At 58.0% G+C, this 18,633-nt stretch carries 11 protein-coding genes; 9 read left to right on the forward strand and 2 right to left on the reverse strand.

Going from position 1 to position 18,633, the window contains the following annotated elements:
- The first annotated feature begins 278 nt into the window (after nucleotides 1-278).
- The 7 genes from WKI47_RS20665 (at nucleotide 279) to WKI47_RS20695 (ending at nucleotide 12,707) form a co-directional block, all read left to right on the forward strand.
- Nucleotides 279-1,220 carry an ABC transporter permease gene (locus WKI47_RS20665; RefSeq protein ID WP_340229077.1) on the forward strand — a complete coding sequence of 314 codons (942 nt, stop codon included), beginning with the start codon at nucleotides 279-281 and terminating at the stop codon, nucleotides 1,218-1,220.
- 22 nt (nucleotides 1,221-1,242) lie between these two features.
- Complete coding sequence (locus WKI47_RS20670; RefSeq protein WP_340229078.1) at nucleotides 1,243-2,163, forward strand: carbohydrate ABC transporter permease; 921 nt, start codon at nucleotides 1,243-1,245, stop codon at nucleotides 2,161-2,163.
- Nucleotides 2,164-2,182: 19 nt separating this feature from the next.
- On the forward strand, nucleotides 2,183-2,311 hold the full coding sequence (locus tag WKI47_RS20675; protein WP_340229079.1) for a hypothetical protein: 129 nt from the start codon (nucleotides 2,183-2,185) through the stop codon (nucleotides 2,309-2,311).
- The gene (locus WKI47_RS20680; RefSeq protein ID WP_340229080.1) at nucleotides 2,308-4,044 is read left to right on the forward strand and encodes an extracellular solute-binding protein; all 1,737 of its coding nucleotides are present in this window, start codon (nucleotides 2,308-2,310) and stop codon (nucleotides 4,042-4,044) included. Before WKI47_RS20675 ends, WKI47_RS20680 begins: the two co-directional genes overlap by 4 nt.
- Nucleotides 4,045-4,470: 426 nt before the next feature.
- The gene (locus tag WKI47_RS20685) at nucleotides 4,471-7,566 is read left to right on the forward strand and encodes a glycoside hydrolase family 2 protein (RefSeq protein ID WP_340229081.1); all 3,096 of its coding nucleotides are present in this window, start codon (nucleotides 4,471-4,473) and stop codon (nucleotides 7,564-7,566) included.
- 219 nt (nucleotides 7,567-7,785) lie between these two features.
- Entirely contained in the window at nucleotides 7,786-10,887 is a 3,102-nt protein-coding gene (locus tag WKI47_RS20690) for a family 78 glycoside hydrolase catalytic domain (protein WP_340229083.1), read from the forward strand.
- Nucleotides 10,888-10,901: 14 nt separating this feature from the next.
- Nucleotides 10,902-12,707 (forward strand): L-fucose isomerase, encoded by a 1,806-nt coding sequence (locus WKI47_RS20695; protein ID WP_340229084.1) that lies wholly within the window; start codon nucleotides 10,902-10,904, stop codon nucleotides 12,705-12,707.
- Between the two features lie 143 nt (nucleotides 12,708-12,850).
- Here WKI47_RS20695 and WKI47_RS20700 read toward each other — a convergent pair whose 3' ends face one another.
- Complete coding sequence (locus WKI47_RS20700) at nucleotides 12,851-14,056, reverse strand: MalY/PatB family protein (RefSeq protein WP_340229085.1); 1,206 nt, start codon at nucleotides 14,054-14,056, stop codon at nucleotides 12,851-12,853.
- Between the two features lie 276 nt (nucleotides 14,057-14,332).
- Here WKI47_RS20700 and WKI47_RS20705 point away from each other — a divergent pair, with 276 nt between their 5' ends.
- A complete protein-coding gene (locus WKI47_RS20705) occupies nucleotides 14,333-16,477 on the forward strand; it encodes a 5'-nucleotidase C-terminal domain-containing protein (RefSeq protein ID WP_340229086.1) in 2,145 nt (714 codons plus the stop codon).
- A gap of 307 nt (nucleotides 16,478-16,784) precedes the next feature.
- Complete coding sequence (locus tag WKI47_RS20710; protein ID WP_340229087.1) at nucleotides 16,785-17,723, forward strand: S-layer homology domain-containing protein; 939 nt, start codon at nucleotides 16,785-16,787, stop codon at nucleotides 17,721-17,723.
- 171 nt (nucleotides 17,724-17,894) lie between these two features.
- On the opposite strand, the gene WKI47_RS20715 is transcribed toward WKI47_RS20710, so the two are convergent.
- On the reverse strand, nucleotides 17,895-18,524 hold the full coding sequence (locus WKI47_RS20715; protein WP_340229088.1) for a DsbA family protein: 630 nt from the start codon (nucleotides 18,522-18,524) through the stop codon (nucleotides 17,895-17,897).
- Nucleotides 18,525-18,633 lie beyond the last annotated feature (109 nt).

Below are 18,633 nucleotides of genomic sequence, written 5' to 3' on the forward strand. Positions count from 1 at the left end.
CTCCTGCCGCGTCTGTGCGGGGAAAAGTCCGGCCGCCGCTTCCCGATCGAAGCGCGGCCGGGCCTTTTCGCGTTCGGCGGAAAAGAAGCATTTTGCCCGCTTGTTCGCTATTCGTTCAAACGGATATGGGGATCGTTCAAGTTTGCGCGCGGGGCGGCGAATTTTTTTCAACCTTTCCGGTAGAAGTTTCAGGCGTGGCTCCAAAAGAAAGCGTTATCATTTAATCAGAAGCAAACGCGGTACCGCCGCAAAAAAACGCTTATCGAAGGAGAGTCGCCATGGCATTCACCTACGCCGCCAAAAAAGAAGCCGCCGGCCGAAAAACGAAGCTGTTCCGCAAAGACGGAATCAAGCTGCTGCTGATGGCGCTGCCGTTCGTCGTGTTCACGCTCGCGTTCAGTTACGTCCCGCTATTCGGCTGGATTTACGCCTTTTTCGATTACAGGCCGGGCATTCCGCTCAGCCAGACGCCTTTTATCGGGATACAGAACTTCGCCAACATGCTGGACGATCCGCGCATGGGGCCGGTGCTGATCAATACGTTGGCGCTCAGTCTGCTGTCGATCCTGACCGCGCCGATCCCGCTGCTGTTCGCGATCATGCTGTCCGAAGTGAAAACGGAATGGTTCAAGCGCCTGGTCCAGACCGTGTCGACGCTGCCGAACTATATCAGTTGGATCATCGTGTTCTCGCTGGCGTTCAGCATGTTCAGCACGGAAGGCGCGGTCAACTCCATCATGATGAAAATGGGCATTCCGGGTACTCCCGTCGACGTGCTCGGCAACTATGACCGGGTATGGACGGTGCAAACGCTGTTGCTGCTGTGGAAATCGGTCGGTTGGAGCGCGATCATCTATCTGGCCGCGATCGTCGGGATCGACGCCGAACAGTACGACGCGGCCAAAGTCGACGGAGCCGGACGGTTCCGGATGATCTGGCATATCACGATTCCGAGCATCATGCCTACGTTTATCGTGCTGCTGCTGCTATCGGTCAGCAACCTGCTGTCGGCCGGGTTCGAGCAGTACCTCGTATTCAGCAACGTGATGATCGCCGACCGGATCGAAGTGCTCGACCTGTACGTGTACCGTCTGGGCCTTGTAACCGGCGATTACTCGTATTCCACCGCCGTCGGCATTTTCAAAACGTTGATTAGCCTGCTGCTGCTGTTCGGCGTCAACGCTTTATCCAAAAAAGTCCGCGGCCAAAGCATCGTCTGAATTTCGCGAAAGGAGACCGCCAATGACCACATCCGCCAACCTCAAGCCGGCGCGAAGCCGCAAACCCGTCGATTGGAAAGAAGCCGCGTTCACGGTGTTCAACTACACGTTTCTCAGTCTGCTCGTGATCGTGACCATCTATCCGTTTTACTACATCTTCATTTATTCCATCAGCGATTCGATCGAAGCGCAAAAAGGCGTCTATCTCTGGCCCGCCGGGTTCTCGCTGGAAGCGTACAAAACGACCGTCCAGCTTCCGGGTATCGCGGACGCCGCGATCGTGACGCTCGGACGGACGATTCTCGGGACGGTCATCACCGTGTTCAGTTGCTCCTTTTTCGCTTACCTGATCACGAAAAACGAGCTGCCGCTGCGCAAATTCATTTACCGGTTCGTACTGATCACCATGTACTTCAACGCCGGATTTATTCCGTGGTACCTGACCATGAAAATGTACGGGCTGCAAAACAACTTCCTGCTGTACATTTTGCCTACCGCCATATCGGGATTCAACATCATTTTAATCAAAACGTTTATCGAGCAGCTTCCGCCGTCGCTCGAAGAATCCGCGAAGATCGACGGCGCCGGATACTTCCGCGTATTCACCAGCATCATTTTCCCGCTGTCGATGCCGATTATCGCGACGATTGCCATTTTCTCCGCCGTCGGGCAATGGAACACCTGGTTCGACAACTTTTTCCTCGTCGAAAATCCCAAATTGCAAACGCTCCAACTGGTGCTGTACAACTTCCTCAACCAGTCGAGCAATTTGTCGAACATGACGACGGAACAGTTAACGCGGGGCGATCTGGTCCGGACGTTGACGCCGCAGTCGATCCGCATGACGATCACCATGCTGGTCACGCTGCCGATCGTGCTGGTGTACCCGCTGCTGCAACGTTACTTCGTCAAAGGCATCATGATCGGCGCGGTCAAAGGCTGACGTCGGCAAGCGGAACGCGTTGAGTGCCAGAGCAGACGGAATCGCCGTATCTGCGAACGACATTCGTCCGCGCATCGCAGGATTGTCCGGTCGAACGGCCGATCATCATAACGAGAAGATTCATATTCAGAGGAGGGTCAACGCATGAGAAAAAAAGGTGGATTTCGTTTTGCCGTTCCGGTGCTGCTGACGGCTTTGCTGGTTACCGCCTGTTCCGGGGGAGCAAGCAATACCTCGACGGAAAACGGCAGCGCGGATACCGGGGCTTCGGCCGACGGGCTGACGACGCTGCGCGTGCTGGTCATGGAACCGGGCACGACGTGGAACGCGCATCAAGACAGCGACGTCATGAAAGAAATCGCGGCGAAAGTCGGCGTCAAAGTGGAGTACGTGGAAGCGGACGAAAATAAATTCAACGTGCTGCTCGCGGGCGGCGATCTGCCGGACATCGTGCGCGCCGACCCGACCAAATACCAGAAACAGTTGATCGAAGGCGGCTTGATCGTCCCGATGGACGACATGCTGGCGGAGCACGGCAAAGACATCTCCGCCAATATCCCGACCGTCGTCGATTACAGCAAAAAGAACTGGAGCAACGGCACGGATTCGCTGTATTTCCTGCCTCCGCAAGTCCAGCCGAAGCCGGGTTCGACGATCCAGCCGATCACGATCGGGCCGACGATCCGTTGGGATTGGTACAAAGAAATCGGCGCGCCGGAGCTGAACAGTATGGACGATCTGCTGAACGCGGTCGAACAGATCGTCGCCAAGCATCCGACCACCGACGACGGCAAGCCGGTGTACGGCGTGTCGATGTGGCAGGACTGGGGCATCTGGCCGTACCTGATCCCGCCGATCACGTTTACCGAAGTGACCGGGACGACGAGCGACCTGACGGCGGCGAAAGTCGGCACGAGCGACTTTATCAGCGTGCTGACCGACGAATCGTCGAATTTCTGGACGGCGATGGACTTCTATAACGACGCGTACCGCCGCGGATTGCTCGACCCCGATTCGTTGACGATGAAAAACAACGATTACATGGCGAAAGCCACGTCCGGCCAGATCGTCGTCGGACCGGCGACGTGGGCGATGGGCGACTTCAACGCGCAGCATACCGAAGACGGCAAAGGCTATGTCGTGGTGCCGGCAGGCAAGCTGGCCTGGACCGGGCAAGTCAATCCGATCGGCTGGTCGGACAAATCGTACAGCATTTCCAAAAGCTCGAAAAACCCGGAAAAAGCGATGGAGTTCCTGAATTATATCTACTCTTACGAAGGCGCCCGCACGATGTATAACGGCATCGAAGGCACGCATTGGACCGAAGAAAACGGCGTGCCGAAGCTGACGGCCGAGACGCTGGCGCTCAAAGCGAAAGGCGGCGCGGAATACGAAGCGTCGGGTCTGTCGCTCGACCGCAATATCATCGGCCTGGGCGGCGACTTTATTGATCCGGACGACGGTCAGCCGATCAATCTGTTCACGTCGGAAGAAGCGTTGGAACAATCGGCAACCGTATTGGAAAAAGACTTTGCCGAGCATTACGGGGCGACCTACTCCGGTCAAGTGTTCCAGAAGCTGATCGACGACGGCAAACTGGACACGTACACCACGTGGATGGAAGGCTTGTCGGACGAAGAAATTTTGAAAAGCTCGACCGTTCCGGGCGTCGTGCTGCCGGAAGACCGCAAAAAGCAGGAAGCGTCGCTCAAAGAACTGGCTGCCCGCGAAGCCGCGAAAATCATTTTGTCGAAAGACGACGCTTCGTTCGAAAAAGCGAAGCAGGCCGCGCTGGAGTCGTTCCAAAAAGCCGGGGCCGAAGACTTCACGGAGTTTTACAATAGCGAAGTGCAGCGCCTGAGAAGCGAGCACGGGCTGTAACGGAATCTCGAACCGCAACACCGACGACGGAGCCGCGAAGCCGTATCGCGGCTCCGTTTTTGTCTGGATGCCGGCGGTGGGGCGGATCAGCGCGCAGGTATGAAAAAGCGAGCAAAATATCAACAAACTGGAAAACGGGATCGTTGTTAGCTTGAAAAGCGAGCAAAACATCAACATTTTCAGCCGGAATTTCTAGTTTTATCGAAAATGTTGACGATATGCGCACATTTTAGCCTTCAAAACGTCCATATTGCTTTTTTAAGCGAAAAAAGTGAATGAAAAGTCAACAAATCGAGAAAGTGAGTCGTTTTTGGCGTGAAAAGTGAGCAAAAAGTCAACATTCGCAATATGGAAACTTGAACGGTTGTCGACACCTTAACCTAAGACAAGTCACTAAGCCGTGTACGCGAAAGGAGAATAGGACCCATGAACGATCGACTTGATCGGAAATATGCCGTTTTTGCCGATCCCGACACTGATACTGATGCGGCTGCCGGGCCGGTTTCCGCACCGTATCTCGACGAGATCGAAGACGAAGCGTACCGCCGCTCGTCGCTGCACGGCGATGCGCGGATCGAAGCCGACTGCGCGCTGCCGGTTCGAACGGCGGTGATGCAGCGTTTGCGGGAGTCTGCGGATAGCGGCGAGGTCGGCGCATACTCCCGCTCCGACTCCGCAAAAAGCTCGCAAACGTTGTCGTTATCCGGCATCTGGCGCATGAAAAGCTGCGATCCGGCCGATCCCGGCGATCCGGCTCCGTTTACCGGCTGGTTCGGACGCAAAGGGCGGCAAAGCCCGGGCATGGCGGAAAAATGGTACGCGCCCGGCTTCGACCGCAGCGATTGGGACGAAGTAACGGTCCCTTCCACCGTGCAAAAATCGCTGGTCAAACTGGGCAAGCTGCCCGATCCGTATTGGGACACCAACACGATCGACGAGTTGGAGCAGCATGGCGAACCGAAACAATTTCCTGCTTGGTTCCGGCGAACAAGAATCGAGCGGCAAGATTGGTGGTTTGCCAAAACGTTCGAGCTGCCCGAAAAGTGGCGCGGACGCCGGTTGACGCTTCGTTTCGGCGGGCTGGATTATTCCGGCACGGTTTTTTTGAACGGACAATCGCTCGGGCATCACGCGGGCATGTTCGGCGGGCCGGATCTCGATGTTTCGCGGCTTGCCCGTTTCGAAAGCGAAGGCGTCAATGAGTTGGTCGTGCGAATCGACCAGGCGCCGCAATCGTGGAACGGCAAACTCAAAGGCAGTCCCGGCTTCGGCTGGCATTACGGGCATCTGATCTCGCTCGGCATCTGGCGGGACGTGACCGTGACGGCGGAGCCGGACGTGTCGGTGCTGGAGCCGTACGCGGTCACGCAGTCGCTGGGCGCGTCCAGCGCGCAGCTTCGTATCGAGTACGCGCTGGATAGCCTGCTGCGGGAACAGACGACGGTAAGCGTCGAACTGGAAATCCGGCGAAAAGCCGATACGCCGCAATCCGCGGCAGCATCGGCGGATCAAAAGAAGCGCGAAGAAGAAGCGCGGCGCAACCGGGAAACGAAACCGGACGCGCCGCAGCCGGACGGGAATTTCGACGGTTCGAACGTTTTTCGGTTCCGTACCGAAGCGGAGATCGGATACGGGCGAACCCGCTTCGCCGCCGAGATCGACTTGCCCGATCCGGCTTTGTGGTGGCCTGCCGGGTACGGCGACCCGAATCTGTACACGCTTTCCTTGAGCGTATACGACGGCGGGGCGCAAGCCGAAGCGGCGGAAAGGCGCGCGCTGCACGCCGCGGAAACCGTGTTCGGCGTGCGCACGCTGCATATGCGGCCGGCTCCCAAAGCCGAGCCGGGGAAACACTACCGTTGGCAGTTCGTGGTTAACGGCATCCCGATGTTTATCAAAGGCGCGAACTGGTGCTGGCCGGAACCGATGCTGGAGCAAAACGAACGGTTATACGCAAGGCTGCTGGAGCTGGCCCGGCGCGGAGGCGTGCAAATGCTGCGCGCCTGGGGCGGCGGATTGGTCGAATCGGACTTCTTTTACGAACTTTGCGATCAAAAAGGGATTTTGGTGTACCAGGAATTTCCGCTGTGCTGGGGACCGCCGGATTCGCCGCACACCGATCTCGGCGTGCTGGACCGGCAAGTCTCGCGTTCGGTGACAAGGCTGCGCAGCCATCCTTCGCTCGTCATGTGGGGCGGCGGCAACGAAAACGGCGTTCACGGCGGCGCGGACGAAGGCTTGTTCCTGGTCGGGCGCCGTTGCCGGGGACTCGATCCGTCGCGCCCGTTTCACCGGACCGATCCGTGGGGCGGCAGCGTGCATAACTGGGACGTGTATCACGGCGGCGAACCGCTGGAACGATCGACGCTGGGCATGCCGTCCGTTTTTTACGGCGAATACGGCATTCCGAGCCAGCCCGACCGCGAAAGCTGTTTGCGTTACATGCCTGCGGAAGAACTGGATGCTTTCCCGCCGACCGAAAAAAGCCGGGGCTGGAAAGCGCATTTTCACCAATTCGGCTTGAAAGACATCATCAAAGTCATGCGTTACGGCGCTTACGGCCCGATCCGAAGTTGGGACGATTATGCGTTGTACTCGCAAAGCGCTCAGGGGAATTCGATCGCTTTTACGGGGGACGCGCAGCGTGCCGGATCGGGTTTGGGAAAAACGGGCTTCTGGTATTACAAGTTCAGCGAGTTGTTTCCCGGCCATTCGTGGGGCGTCGTCGATTTTTACGGCACGCCGAAGCTGTCTTATTACCGGGCGCGTCAAACCTGCTTGCCCCGCAGCGCGTTCGCGGTGTATCCGCGCGCGGAAGGGTGGTCGGCGGGCGAAACGTTGGACGTCTCGCTGCATGTCGCCAACGATGCGCGGGACGCGCTGTCGAACGCGAGCGCGACCGTTATTTTGTACGGGGCTTCTCTGCAAACAGCATATTCGCGCACGTTCGGCAAGTTTGAACTTGCGGCGGGCGAAACGGTCAAGCTGCCGTACGAACCGATCGTTTTGCCGCGCGAAGCGGCCGAATCGTCGCCGTTTCTGCTCGCCGTTTCGCTGCGCGACGAGAACGGTACGTTATTGTCGGACCGCTGGTACGCGTTCAACGGGCAGCCCAAAACGGAAGAACTGTTGGCGTTCGAACATCAACATCGCGGCGACGCCAACGAGTATCCGGGCGCCGAAGCGGAGCGGGCGTTCGAACTGTACGGCGGCTTGCCCGACGCGCCGCTGCGGCGGTTGCCGCAAACGCGGCTGGAATGGACGGTCCGGCAAAACGAAAGGGGAGGCGCGATCGTCGTGCGCAATATCGGCGATCTTCCGGCTTACCGGGTGATTGCGGAAGGGTTTCCTTCGGGTTGGGAGTGGTTTTTGGCGGACAATGATTTCGGTCTGTATCCGGGCGAGGAACGCGTGATCGGTTTTGAAGGCGAAGGTTCCGGGCTGCCCGAACAGGTCATGATCGGAGCATGGAACGCGCCGAAAGTCGGAGCCGGTCGGAGATCGGTCGCGGAAAGTTCGTAGGGCGTGTCTTCAAACCTCGACGGGCGTAGATTTAACTGAATTTTCGTTCTCGGCAATGAAGTTTTCCGAAGGCGTGCCGGGGCACGTCGAGGGGAACTGACGCGGCGGAGAGCGAAAAGGCAGCTAAAGATACACTTCAGTAGGTTTGAAGACACGCCCTAGGGCGGCGAACGGACAAAAAGCACAGTTAGAAAAAGCAAAAGGATCGGGGGAATGACGGTGACGGACAACACGAAACCGATAAGCGGCTCGGCGTCGACGCAACAACCTGAGTCGAACGAAGGGCCAACGCAAGCGTTCGCGGCCTGGAACGCGAAATGGATCACCCGGCCCGTGCAGGATCATCGGGACTGGGATATGCGCGCGTTGGAAGTGCGGGCAAGCCTGGAAAAAGGCGGCAGCGCGGAGATCTGGTTCGCGGTGCGGGACGGCGCCGAATGCCGCGTGCTGCGGCTGGACGCGGCGGACGGCAGCGCCGCGCTCTACGCGGCAAACGGCGACGCGCGCGAAGAAGCGGCCCGGGTCTTGGCGCCGGAGCTGCGCCGGGCGGAAGCGGCAGCAAGCGCCGAAGCCGACGCAAGCGAGTCGGCCCTCAGGCAAGCGGGACCGAACGAAGCGGAAGCGGTCGGCCGGGAACTGTTCGAAGTGGCCGTGCGCATCGTGCAGGAGCGAAGCGTCGTGCACGTGCAGTTGAACGGCCGACCGGCGCTGTCGGCCTATCCGTCGGCTGCGGCCGCCGCAGTCGCGGCGAGCGTCGCGGTTCGCGGGACGGCGGACGGCGGCTTGCCGGGCCGGGCAAGCGAACAAGCCGCTGCCGGGGCGGCGCCGTCCGTGCCTGCAAGGATCGACGGCTATCCGGCGGAAAGCGAAGCGCAAGTCCGCGAAGCCGATTCCCGGCGGGGCAGCGTCGGTTTCCGGTCGGGAAAAGAGTCGACGGCGGTTTTCCGCGAACTGCGGATTTTTGGCGCCGACGATCGGGCGCTTTACGTCAACCGCTTTTACGATCCTGCCGCGCTGCATTTCGGCGCGGGCAGTCTCGATCTCTCCGGCAACGGGCTGCGCCTGCTTCCCGGCGAGACGGCGTTGTGCGAAAATCCGCTGCCTGTGGACAGCCCTTTGTTTCGCCGAGGTTTCGATCTGCCGTCGAAGCCGATCGCGGCGACGCTTCGCGCGTACGCGCTCGGCTGGTACGAGCTGAGCTTGAACGGCCGCCGGATCGGCGACCGGGTGCTGGCTCCGGCAAATACGCCGTACGATCGGCGGATGCTGGTCGACGTCTACGAAGCCGACGAGCTGCTTCATCTGCTGCTTGAAGGCGAGAACGTGATCGGCGCTTCGCTAGGCAACGGGTACAACTTCAACTATTCGCGCTGGGGCTGGAAATGGAACCGCGACAAAGCACTAATTGTACAGCTCGATCTGGTTTTCGCGGACGGAAGCGCCGTTACCGTCGGCACGGACGAAACCTGGTCGACCGCGCCCGGACCGGTCTCGATGCACGATATATATGACGGCGAAACTTACGATGCCCGCCTGCAAAGCGGCGACTGGCGATTGCCGGGCTTCCCGGCTTCCGCACGGTCCGCCGAAAGCTGGACGCCTGCCGTTATCGCGCCGACGCCGGAAGGGCGCCCGGAATCAAGCGGCCAACCGCCGATCCGTAGGCAAGAACCGCTCGAAGCGGTGTGCGCCTACCAGCCGGAGCCGGGCGTTACCGTTTACGATTTCGGGCAAAATATCGCGGGTTGGGCACGGATTCGGGTGCGCGGCGAAGCCGGAGAACGCGTAGAGATCCGGTACGGCGAATTGATCGACGGCCGGGGCGCGCTCGACGGATGGACCAACCGCAATGCCAGCGCCCGCGACGTCTACGTGCTGGGCGGACAACAAGCGGAAAATTACGAGCCTTCGTTTACTTACCACGGATTCCGGTACGCGGAGGTACGCACGACCGCCGATCTGTCGCGGATTCAAGCCGTGCCGATCCATGCGGACGTGCTATCGGGCGGAAGCTTCCGCTCGTCCGATCCGCTGCTGGAACAGATACAAAACAATATCCGCCGCTCGATCCTCAACAATTTGGTCAGCATACCGACCGATTGCTGCCAGCGCGACGAACGGACGCCGTGCCTGATGGACTCGGCGGTCGTGGAAGAAGCGGCGATCCATAATTTCGGAATGAAGGCGTATTACCGCAAATGGATGGCCGATATCGAAGGCAGCGACAGCAACCCGGATTGGAGCGGCGACCGCGTCACGCTGCCGTGGCATCTGTATCGGTATTACGGCGATCTTGATTTGCTGCGCGAAGGGTATGCGTCGATGAAAGCTTATATCCAATACCTGACCGACCGTTGGCCGCAGCATATCGTCGACGAAGGATTCGGCGATTGGTGTCCGCCGAACGACGACGGGTGGGCCAATTATTTCCGCGATCCGGAGTTGGTCAACACGTCGCTGTACGCGATGCAGGCGGACGTGGCGGCACAGGCGGCCGAAACGCTCGGATACGCGGAAGACGCCGCGATTTTCCGGTCTTTGGCGAAAAAGGTAGGCGCCGCGTTCCACGACCGTTTTTACCGGGGAAACGGCGTGTACGGCAGCGGTTCGCAGACATCCCAGATTCTGCCGCTCGCGTTCGGCCTGGTGCCGGAAGACGGCATCGAAGAAGCGGTCAGCATCCTGATCGCCGCGATCGGGCAAGCCGGTCGGCATCTGGATACGGGCATCTACGGGACGCGGCATCTGCTCGACGTGTTGGCCGATCACGGCCATACCGACTTGGCGTACGAGCTGTTGACGACGAAGGAATACCCGGGATTCGGTTGGCAGATCGAACAGGGCGCGACCACGCTGTGGGAGCAATGGAGCTTCAAAGGCGGCATGCACTCGCACGATCACGCGATGTTCGGCGGGATCGGGGTTTCGTTCTTTACGCGTCTGGCCGGAATCGTGCCGCTGGAACCGGGATACGCCCGGATCGGTATCCGTCCTTGCGTTCCCGCCGATCTGGACTGGGTGCGCGCGGAGCTGGATACCCCGGCGGGACGCGTTTGTTCGGGCTGGCGCCGCGAAGCCGGGCGGCTGGTGATAGAACTCGAAATTCCGGCCGGAACGTCGGCGGAGGTGACGCTGCCGGGCGGCGAAGACGGATCGCGATCCGAACGCGATCGGGAACCGAATGTCCGGGGCGGAAGCGCGGAGCGCGTTGCCCGCAGCTTTTCAGCCGGCAGAAAAGCCGTCGAAGTCGGTCCGGGCAGGCACGAATTCAATATTCCGATCAAGACGCCGGGCCGCCCGCAAGCGCATTCCGGCTTATGAAGGAGGAAAATGACATGACGCAGCATACGCACGGCCCTTCTGCCCATCGCTATACGGGAGGGTTTCCCAAGATCGGCATCCGTCCGATCGTCGACCGCCGCAAAAAGGTCAAAGCGGCGATCGGCGAGATGACGATGGAACTGGCGCGGGCGGCCGCCGAACTGATCGCGGCGCACGTCCGCAATCCCGACGGCTCGCCTGCCGAAACCATCGTATTCGACACGTGCATCTCCGGCATGCCGGAAGCGTCGCGCTGTTCGGAGCTTTTTCGCCGCGAAGGCGTCGGCGCGGTATTGACGGTCGCCGCCGGCTGGTGTTATCCGCTGGAAACGATAGAGATCGACGCGACGCTGCCGCACGCCGTATGGGGCTTCAACGGCACGGAGCGCCCGGGCGCGGTTTATCTGGCCGCGCTGCACGCGGCGCACAACCAAAAAGGGCTTCCGGCGTTCAAAATTTACGGCCGCCATATCCAGCAGCCGTACGAACGGGATATTCCCGGCGACGTGCGCGAAAAACTGCTGCGCTTCGCCCGCGCCGGACAGGCGGCGGCTTTGCTGCGCGGCCGATCGTATCTGTCGGTCGGCACGGTGTCGATGGGCATCGCGGGCTGCATCGTGGACGAAAACTTTTACCGGCGCTATCTCGGCATGAAAAACGCATACGTCGATATGACCGAAGTGACGCGGCGGATCGAAGACGGCATCTATGATCCCGAAGAATTGCGGCGGGCGGTGGAGTGGACGCAAACCTATTGCGCCGAAGGACCGGACCCCAATACCGAAAACGAACGGATTCCGGCGGAACGCAAGCGGCAAAATTGGATCAAATCGGTGCAAATGACGCTGATCGTGCGCGATCTGATGATCGGCAATCCCAAACTTGCGGAGCTGGGTTTCGAAGAAGAAGCGTATGGCTACGACGCGGTTGCTTCCGGTTTTCAAGGGCAACGCGAATGGACGGACCATAACCCGAGCGCCGATGTGCTCGAAGCGATCCTGTGCAGTTCGTTCGATTGGAACGGCGTTCGCGAGCCGTACATGGTCGCCACGGAAAACGACAATCTGAACGCGATCTCCATGCTGTTCAACCACTATCTGTCGCATACGGCGCAGATTTTCGCCGACGTGCGCGCGTTTTGGAGTCCCGAAGCCGTCGAACGGGTCGCGGGGCGCAAACCGGAAGGCGTCGCGGAACAAGGATTTTTGCATCTGATCAATTCCGGTCCGGCCGCGCTTGACGGTACGGGCGAGCAATCCCGCGACGGCCGGCCGGTTATGAAGCCCCATTGGGAAATCGAAGAGGGGGAAGTCGAAGCGTGCCTGGCCGCGACGTCTTGGCGTCCGACCTATATGGATCAGTTCGCGGGCGGCGGGTATTCGACCGATTTCACGACGCGGGGCGGCATGCCGGTCACGATGTCGCGCCTCAATCTGGTCGACGGGCTTGGCCCGGTGCTGCAATTGGCGGAAGGTTGGACCGTCGAGCTGCCGCCGGATATGCACGACGCGCTCGACCTGCGCACCACGCCGACCTGGCCGACCACCTGGTTCGTGCCGAACCTGATTCCCGGCGATCCGGTGTTCGACGACGCGTACGGCGTGATGGAGAATTGGGGTTCGAATCACTGCGCGATCAGCTACGGGCATATCGGTGCCGATCTGATTACGCTGGCTTCGGTGCTGCGCATTCCGGTCAATATGCACAATGTCGATCCCAAGCATATTTTCCGTCCGAGCGCCTGGAGCGCGTTCGGAACGAAAGACCCGGAAGGGGCGGATTACCGCGCTTGCGCAGTGTACGGGCCGCTTTACAAGTGAGCAAACGAGCGAGTGGGTGGGTGGGGGAGTGAAAGACGGATATCGAAAATAACGATTCGTGAAGTTTTCGGGAAAACGAAAAAGAAGCCTTCCGAATCGGAAGGCTTCTTTTCTCATGTCGCAATAGCGGCAAAACCATCGTGTTACGCTCCGGCGCCCCGCAGCTCCGCCACCGCCGCTTTTAACTGCTCCATCGCCTGCTCGATCACGATACGCGAGCAAGCCACGTTCATGCGCATGAAGCCTGCCGCTTCCGCGCCGAACATCGTGCCGTCGTTAAGCGCGATGCCTGCTTTGTGCAGCAGGAACTGCATCAGTTCTTTGGCGTCCAAATTCAGTCCGCGGAAGTCGATCCACAGCAGATACGTCGCTTCCGGCAAACGCACGGACAGTTCCGGCAAATGCTGTTCGATCTGCGCCTGCACGTATTCCATATTGCCGCGAACGTACAGCATCAGTTCGTCGAGCCATTCGCCGCCGTGCCGGTAAGCCGCTTCGGTCGCCGTCGCGCCGAGCGTGCTGATCGAACCCAGTCCGTGCATTTTGCTGACCGTGCGCTCGAACGTCGTCCGCAGCTTGCGGCTCGGAATGATGATATTGGAAACCGACAGCCCCGCCAGATTGAACGTTTTGCTCGGCGCCGTACAAACGATACAGTTGTCGCGAGCCGCTTCGGACACCGCCGCGAACGGAATATGCGATCCGGCTTCGAAGATCAGGTCGGCGTGGATTTCGTCCGCGACCACCAGCACGTCGTGCTTCAAGCAGATCTCGGCCAGCTTTTCCAGGTCTTCGCGCGCCCAGATTTTGCCGACCGGGTTGTGCGGGCTGCACAGGATCAGCATTTTCACGTCATCGGCCAGTTTGCGCTCCAGATCGTCGAAGTCCATCGCGTAGTCGCCGTTTTCCGAGACGCTGAGCGGGTTCGTGACCAGCTGCCGCCCGTTTTCGCGCACGACGTTATAGAACGGCGGATAGACCGGCGTCTGAATCGCGATCTTGTCGCCCGGTTTGGTAAAAGCTTCGACGGCAAACGCCAACGCGGGCACCACGCCCGGCGTAAACGTGATCCATTCGGATAGGATACTCCAATTGTGGCGCTCCCGCATCCAGTTCACGACCGCTTCGAAATACGCCGGCGTGCGGTACGTATAACCGAAAACGCCGTGGCTTACCCGCTTTTGCAAAGCGTCCAATACTTCTTGCGGCGCGGCAAAGTCCATATCGGCCACCCAGAGCGGAAGCGCGTTCGGCGCGCCGAAAATCTTTTCGCGTGCGTCCCATTTTTCCGAAGCACTCTCCAAACGGTCGATCTGCGTATGGAAGTCAAAACGGCTTTTTAATGTCATCTGAAAATTCCCCCTTGATTCGGCAAGCGTATATCTGATTTATTATGGGACACAAAATCTTTAAAATCAATGGATACAACGAACATGCGGATAGATGGTTTTGTTCGGGATTTGTAAAAAAATAAGCGTGAAAAAGCGTTTTATGTAAAAGCTATTTACTTTTGCTTGCCTATTTATATATGATTACGGAGGAGAAACGGACTTTTTGTTCGGGTTTTGTCAAGAAAGACATACGATGAAATAACCACAATTTTTCCTCAGGGGGGCAAAAGATTCATGAAAAGATTCAAAGCGAAAAAAAACGTCCGCGCGGCATTGGCGGCAGCGGTGCTCGTAACCGGCTTGTCGCCGGTTCTGGGCGCTCCGTCCGCTCAAGCAGCAGAAGCAACATCCGCAAACGGATTTGATCTGCGCGTTCTACATACAAACGATACCCATGCGCATCTGGACAATATCGATCGCCGCGTAACAGCTATCAACGCCGAGCGCAACGACCATACTTTGCTGCTCGATGCAGGTGACGTATTCTCGGGCACGCTTTATTTCAACCAATACGGCGGCCTGGCTGACCTATACTTCATGAATCTGCTCAAATACGATGCGATGACTTTCGGTAACCATGAATTCGACAAAGGACCGGCAGGTCTGGTTCCGTTCCTGAAAGAAGCGAAGTTCCCGTTCGTGAGCGCCAACATCGACTTCACGGCGGACAAGGATCTGGCTAGCTACTCCAGCGCGACGATCGGCGAGCCGGGAGCGGAAGGCAAAATCTATCCGGCCATCATCAAAGAAGTCAAAGGCGAAAAAGTCGGCATTATCGGCTTGACGACAAGCGACACGATCGCACTGGCTTCCCCGGGCGAAAACGTGAAGTTCAAAGACGACGTGGAGAGCGCGCAAAAAGCAGTCGACGAACTGACGGCAAAAGGCGTAAACAAAATCATCGCGCTGTCGCACCTTGGCTACCCGGAAGACCAAGTGCTGGCCAAAGAAGTCGACGGCATCGACATTATCGTCGGCGGCCACTCGCATACGAAACTGGACAAGCCTACCGTATACGACGGCGGTGAAGCTCCTGTTCTGATCGTACAAACGGGCGAGTACGGCGTGAACCTGGGCAAACTGGACGCGACGTTCGACACGAAAGGCGTCCTGACGAAGTGGGAAGGCCAATTGATTAACGTCGACGCGAAAAACAAAGACGAGTCCTACGTGATCAAAGGCAACGAAGCGGCTGCAACCAAGCTGAAAGAATATTCGGCAAAGCTGGAAGAGTTGAAAACAACCGTGATCGGCAAGTCCGATGTAACGTTGGACGGCGAGCGTAACAGTGTGCGCAAGCAAGAAACGAACCTGGGAGACTTTATGGCAGACGGCATGAGAGCCAAGGTAGAAAGCATTGTCGAACTCGGCGACGCTAAAGGCTATGTCACGATCCAAAACGCGGGCGGTATCCGTGCAACGATTCCTTCCGGCGACGTAACGCTGGGCGCGCTGCTGACGACCATGCCTTTCGGTAACAACCTGAGCGCTTTGAAAATGACAGGCACGGAGATCAAAGCAGCGCTGGAAAACGGCGTTAGCGGCGTGGAAACAGGCGAAGGCCGCTTCCCGCAAGTATCCGGCATGAAGTTCACGTACGATTCGAAGCAACCGGGCGAAAAAATCGATTCGGTAACGGGAGAGCTGACTCAAGAAGGTTCGCGCATTACCGATATTCAGATTCTGGGTGAAAACGGTCAATACACGCCGATCGAGCCGAACTCGTACTACATCGTAGCTACGAACTCGTACATCGCAGGCGGCGGCGACTTCTACCGTTCGATGGCGGCAGCCAAAGAAGACGGACGTTTCTATGAACTGAACCTGGTTGACTACGAAGTATTCCGCGAATACCTCGATAGCGTAGGCACGGTGAAGCAAGCGACAGAAGGACGGATCACCGACGCTCCGGGAACGGCTTCCGAAACTCCGTCGGGCGAGACTCCGGCATCCGTATTCTCCGACATCGCAAGCGACGCGAACGCGGCTTCGATCGAAGCCCTGCACTCCGCTGGCTTCGTTAACGGTTATGCAGACGGTACATTCCGTCCGGCAGCAAGCGTAACGCGTGCCGAATTCGCAGCGATCCTGGCTCGTACCGTTGGCGCTGAAGGCGATGCTTCGAAACATACGTACACAGATAACGTTCCTGCATGGGCAGCCGCTTATGTAGCCGGTCTGGAAGCAAAAGGACTGCTGGGTAGCCTCGAAGGCCCAACTTTCGGTGCAAAACAAGCGGTAACGAATGCGGAAGCCGCAGAACTGATCGCACTGGCTGCCAATGTGGAGCCGTCGGCGATTGAAGTCGGCGCTGCTGATGCAAAAGTCACGCGGGGTCAACTGGTAGGCCTGATCGCCAAGTACCTCGTAAAAAGCTAAAGCTTGTAAACGGCTAGCCAAAAAGCGGATCGTCTCCATTCAGGAGTGCGGTCCGCTTTTTTTATTGAACAAAGACATCTTTTTAAAGTGCTGGCTAAGTGACTTGGGATAAAGTGGAGTTTTCGCTCTGTTTTGCATCAAAAGCGGATTTTTTGTAAGGTAGTAGTACCTTATCAACGTTGAAAGTAAGGTTATGTCCGGCTGAATCGTACCTAAAGCGTGTGCGTTTCAGCCGGACGTAAACCTCTGATTAAGAGTTGACAAGGTAGTAGAAGGAATGATGGTTTTTAAGGAGGAGAAATGAATCATGCACAAGTCAACAACTCGCAACTCTTGTAAAAAAATTCTGATTTTGGCTGCGGCCTCTCTGCTTGCGGCACCGTCGTTTACTTTGCCTGCGGCACACGCGGAGCAAACGTCTGTCTCTGCAAGCAGCAGCGCTGCCGAGGCGTCGACCGCTACGCCTGAAGCAACGGACGGAGTATCGGCTGCTTCCGAACCCGCAGTGGAATCGGTAGCCGAACCAGCAACTGACACGGCTCCGGCTACGGGAGGTACGGATGCGGCCGCAGCGGGTCAGACCGCGACACCAGCGACTTCGACAACGAAGCCTGCTACCCCGTCTACGACGAAGCCTGCAACGGGTACGCCAACAACCCCGACAGCGCCGGAGCCTTTTTACGACATCGCCAAAGATCCGAACCGTGACGCGATTATGACCCTTTATAATGAAGGAGTCGTCAAAGCGGCAAAAGATCGCAAATTCCGTCCCAAAGCCGAGATCGGCCGTTCCGACTTCTCGGTCATTCTGGGACGCGCCATGAAAGCAAACGGCAGCATCTTCGACGTTTATTTCACGGACCCGATTCCGGACTGGGCGATTCGTTACGTAGGCGGATTGAGCGCTGCGGGCGTGTATGAAGGGTATCTGGAAAAAGGCGATAAATTCGGTCCCAAGCTTCCGGTGACTCGCGCAGAAGCGGCCGCTATGGTTGCGCGCGCCGCTCATCTGGAATCGCAGCCGCTGCCGGAAGGACTCGGCGGAGTCGGCAATATTCCGGTCTGGGCTTTGGATGACGTCGGAGCGGCTTACGCGGCAGGGCTGATCGAAGTGACCAGCGCAGGTACATTGAATCCGAACAAAAAGGTTACCCGTAGCGAGATGGCTGCGATGATCGCTCCGTTGCTTGAGGCAGACGCGTTTATGACACCGATCAAGATCGAAGAGGATATCACGTTGCCTTAACGCTTTTTCGTCAAATAGCCTATAGCCAAAAAGCCTGTCGTTCCTTTTTTGGTAAGGAGTGAACAGGCTGATGAGAAAGTCTTCTCGATTCCCTCGCCCACATGACTTTCTCGACAGTCTGAGAAACCCGGTTGCAACAGCCGGGTTTCTTTTTTTTATGCGGATTAAAGGTTAACCCAGTACGCCAGCCAACCGTTCTTCCAATGCCGCAAGCGTGGTCGAACCACCGCCGAGCTGGTATAGCGAATCGCCTTTGCGAAGCAGCAGAGTCGGATAGCCTTGTATGCCAAGCCGCGATACGCGAATAAATTCGTTGCGCACAGACGTTACCGTTTCCGGCGCGTTCATAAAGGTTACAGCGGCTTCCGCGTCCAAACCGGACTGCTCGGCAATTTCGCGGTAAGTGTCCGGATCGCTCAAGCTTTTTCCATCCTGATAAAAAGCACGCTGCATAGCCGAAGCCAACTCTGCCGAACGCTCCGGTGCCTGACTGCGCAAAGCGGCAAATCCGGCGGCGGCCGCTTCCGAATCCATCACGAGGTCGCCTTGTTCCAATAATTGATCGTACGCCGCTCCGAATTCCGCGCCCGTCATTTCCTCGATCCGTACATTGGCCGATGCGATATGCGGGAAATTGCCGATTGGCTGCGCATGGTCGCCCGTGAACAAACCGCCGGACCAGACGGACAGCGGCAGCTCGGAATGATTGGCATGCAGCTTACCTAGCGTAGAGGAGAAGCCGTAACACCAGCCGCAATAGGCGTCCCATATATAAATGAGTTCGTTGTTTTCTTGTGTCATGAATAACGCTCCTTTGGAGTTTGGGATAGGGAATGAATCGTTCGGGATCAATTGTAACTTATATGATTACAATTATCAAGCCGTATAGAGTAGCTTTCTCCGAAAAGGT

This window comes from Saccharibacillus sacchari, assembly GCF_037722395.1.
Lineage (GTDB): Bacteria > Bacillota > Bacilli > Paenibacillales > Paenibacillaceae > Saccharibacillus > Saccharibacillus sacchari_A.

Excerpts from the sequence above, each read along its gene's own strand:
- WKI47_RS20685 (WP_340229081.1), top strand. The coding sequence starts at position 4,471 with ATGAACGATCGACTTGATCGGAAATATGCCGTTTTTGCCGATCCCGAC.
- WKI47_RS20700 (WP_340229085.1), bottom strand. The coding sequence starts at position 14,056 with ATGACATTAAAAAGCCGTTTTGACTTCCATACGCAGATCGACCGTTTG.
- WKI47_RS20705 (WP_340229086.1), top strand. The coding sequence starts at position 14,333 with ATGAAAAGATTCAAAGCGAAAAAAAACGTCCGCGCGGCATTGGCGGCA.
- WKI47_RS20665 (WP_340229077.1), top strand. The coding sequence starts at position 279 with ATGGCATTCACCTACGCCGCCAAAAAAGAAGCCGCCGGCCGAAAAACG.
- WKI47_RS20710 (WP_340229087.1), top strand. The coding sequence starts at position 16,785 with ATGCACAAGTCAACAACTCGCAACTCTTGTAAAAAAATTCTGATTTTG.
- WKI47_RS20680 (WP_340229080.1), top strand. The coding sequence starts at position 2,308 with ATGAGAAAAAAAGGTGGATTTCGTTTTGCCGTTCCGGTGCTGCTGACG.
- WKI47_RS20715 (WP_340229088.1), bottom strand. The coding sequence starts at position 18,524 with ATGACACAAGAAAACAACGAACTCATTTATATATGGGACGCCTATTGC.
- WKI47_RS20695 (WP_340229084.1), top strand. The coding sequence starts at position 10,902 with ATGACGCAGCATACGCACGGCCCTTCTGCCCATCGCTATACGGGAGGG.
- WKI47_RS20670 (WP_340229078.1), top strand. The coding sequence starts at position 1,243 with ATGACCACATCCGCCAACCTCAAGCCGGCGCGAAGCCGCAAACCCGTC.